Consider the following 2,500-nt stretch of genomic DNA (forward strand, 5'->3'; position numbering starts at 1 on the left):
GTGCAGGTCGGAACTTACCCGACAAGGAATTTCGCTACCTTAGGATGGTTATAGTTACCACCGCCGTTTACTGGCGCTTAAGTTCTCAGCTTCGCAACCCCGAAAGGTCACTAACCGGTCCCCTTAACGTTCCAGCACCGGGCAGGCGTCAGTCCGTATACATCGCCTTACGGCTTCGCACGGACCTGTGTTTTTAGTAAACAGTCGCTTCTCGCTGGTCTCTGCGGCCACCCCCAGCTCAGAGTGCAAGACTCATCACCAGGAATGGCCCCCCTTCTCCCGAAGTTACGGGGGCATTTTGCCGAGTTCCTTAACCATAGTTCACCCGAACGCCTCGGTATTCTCTACCTGACCACCTGAGTCGGTTTAGGGTACGGGCCGCCATGAAACTCGCTAGAGGCTTTTCTCGACAGCATAGGATCATCCACTTCACCACAATCGGCTCGGCATCAGGTCTCAGCCTTAATGTGTGACGGATTTGCCTATCACACGGCCTACACCCTTACCCCGGGACAACCACCGCCCGGGCTGGACTACCTTCCTGCGTCACCCCATCGCTTACCTACTACCACCTTGGTTCGCCGGCTCCACCACTTTCCTTTCCCCGAAGGGTCCGGAACGGCTTCACGGGCTTAGCATTAATGGGCTCGATATTGGGCGTTTCAAAGCGGGTACCGGAATATCAACCGGTTGTCCATCGACTACGCCTGTCGGCCTCGCCTTAGGTCCCGACTTACCCTGGGCAGATCAGCTTGACCCAGGAACCCTTAGTCAATCGGCGCACACGTTTCTCACGTGTGTATCGCTACTCATGCCTGCATTCTCACTCGTGAACCGTCCACAACTCGCTTCCGCGGCTGCTTCACCCGGCACACGACGCTCCCCTACCCATCACAGCACCCGTTGGGGCTTATTGCTGCAATGACACGACTTCGGCGGTACGCTTGAGCCCCGCTACATTGTCGGCGCGGAATCACTTGACCAGTGAGCTATTACGCACTCTTTCAAGGGTGGCTGCTTCTAAGCCAACCTCCTGGTTGTCTCTGCGACTCCACATCCTTTCCCACTTAGCGTACGCTTAGGGGCCTTAGTCGATGCTCTGGGCTGTTTCCCTCTCGACCATGGAGCTTATCCCCCACAGTCTCACTGCCGCGCTCTCACTTACCGGCATTCGGAGTTTGGCTAAGGTCAGTAACCCGGTAGGGCCCATCGCCTATCCAGTGCTCTACCTCCGGCAAGAAACACACGACGCTGCACCTAAATGCATTTCGGGGAGAACCAGCTATCACGGAGTTTGATTGGCCTTTCACCCCTAACCACAGGTCATCCCCCAGGTTTTCAACCCTGGTGGGTTCGGTCCTCCACGAAGTCTTACCTCCGCTTCAACCTGCCCATGGCTAGATCACTCCGCTTCGGGTCTTGAGCGTGCTACTGAAACGCCCTATTCGGACTCGCTTTCGCTACGGCTTCCCCACACGGGTTAACCTCGCAACACACCGCAAACTCGCAGGCTCATTCTTCAAAAGGCACGCAGTCACGAGAGCCCGAAGGCTCCGACGCTCCCACGGCTTGTAGGCACACGGTTTCAGGTACTATTTCACTCCGCTCCCGCGGTACTTTTCACCATTCCCTCACGGTACTATCCGCTATCGGTCACCAGGGAATATTTAGGCTTAGCGGGTGGTCCCGCCAGATTCACACGGGATTTCTCGGGCCCCGTGCTACTTGGGTGTCTCTCAAACGAGCCGTCAATGTTTCAGCTACGGGGGTCTTACCCTCTACGCCGGACCTTTCGCATGTCCTTCGCCTACATCAACGGTTTCTGACTCGTCTCACAGCCGGCAGACTGTGAAAGAGAGATCCCACAACCCCACATGCGCAACCCCTGCCGGGTATCACACGCATACGGTTTGGCCTCATCCGGTTTCGCTCGCCACTACTCCCGGAATCACGGTTGTTTTCTCTTCCTGAGGGTACTGAGATGTTTCACTTCCCCTCGTTCCCTCCACATGCCCTATGTGTTCAGGCATGGGTGACAGCCCATGACGACTGCCGGGTTTCCCCATTCGGAAACCCCCGGATCAAAGCCTGGTTGACGGCTCCCCGGGGACTATCGTGGCCTCCCACGTCCTTCATCGGTTCCTGGTGCCAAGGCATCCACCGTGCGCCCTTAAAAACTTGGCCACAGATGCTCGCGTCCACTGTGTAGTTCTCAAGCAACGACCAGCCACCCATCACCCTGCCGCACGCGGCAAGTTCACTGGGGCCGGCATCGCGAAGACACAACCTCACGGCCGTACCCTCAGATACCCAACAACGTGCCAGGCACAATCCGTTCCTCGAATCCCGTGTTCCACGCCGAAGCAGTACTAACGGTCTCTCGGATCCAGACTGTGCCAACTAATCAACGTTCCACCCATGAGCTGACCGTGCGAGACGTTTGCTCGCAATCGGTACTGTGCTCCTTAGAAAGGAGGTGATCCAGCCGCACCTTCCGGTA

Annotated in this window: 2 rRNA genes (1 of these 2 cut by a window edge); both read right to left on the reverse strand. The window is 57.0% G+C overall.

Going from position 1 to position 2,500, the window contains the following annotated elements:
- A 23S ribosomal RNA gene (locus AB0D99_RS35540) occupies window positions 1–2,184 on the reverse strand; the annotation flags it as partial.
- A gap of 285 nt (window positions 2,185–2,469) precedes the next feature.
- Window positions 2,470–2,500 (reverse strand): 16S ribosomal RNA (locus AB0D99_RS35545); its annotated part runs 1,033 nt beyond the window's last position; the annotation flags it as partial.

It is taken from the genome of Streptomyces sp. NPDC047971 (genome assembly GCF_040653355.1).
GTDB lineage: Bacteria > Actinomycetota > Actinomycetes > Streptomycetales > Streptomycetaceae > Streptomyces.